Genomic DNA, 706 nt, shown 5'->3' on the forward strand with positions numbered 1-706 from the left:
TCTGTAGACTTATTGGAGTTCTGCTGGCGGCACGCACCCGCCTGAACGCTGCATAGAGAGGGATCGTCCAATGTTGACGAAACGCGATCTACTTCGTTCCGCAGCCCTAGCGGCAATCAGTGCCAATGCGGTGAAATCTTTCCCAGCGCTCGCACAGACCAGCGTTAGCACAACCGAGGCACGCGCCATCGCGAAGGAGGCCTATATCTACGGCTTCCCGATGGTGGATAGCTACCGTATCCAGCACGCCTATTTCGTGGAGGAGAAGAACCCGGAGTACAAAGCCCCGTGGAACCACCTCGTCAACACCCCGCGTGTCTACACACCTGCCGACACGGCGATCCAGACGCCAAACTCGGATACGCCTTACTCGTGGCTCGGGGCGGACCTGCGTGCCGAGCCACTCGTGCTTACCGTGCCTGCGATCGAAAAGGACCGCTATTACAGTATCCAGTTTATCGATGCATACACGTTCAATTTTGCCTATATCGGCAGCCGCGCAACGGGGAATGATGCTGGTAGCTTCCTCGTTGCGGGACCGAACTGGAAGGGCGAAAAGCCCGCCGGGGTGAAGGCGGTGATCCGCTCGGAAACGGATTTCATTTGGGCTGCTTATCGCACGCAGCTCTTCAATCCGGCTGACCTCGACAACGTGAAAAAAGTTCAGGCTGGCTACAAGGCCGAGCCTCTGTCGGCGTTTCTTGGC

General features: G+C 57.6%; 1 protein-coding gene. It reads left to right on the forward strand.

All coding sequences use genetic code 11. The features are described from left to right. Nucleotides 1-70 precede the first annotated feature (70 nt). Nucleotides 71-706 (forward strand): DUF1254 domain-containing protein (locus AC1D00_RS43990; RefSeq protein WP_477015054.1); only part of this gene is annotated, 636 nt, incomplete at its 3' end.

Source organism: Bradyrhizobium sp. P2_E8 (genome assembly GCF_056403875.1).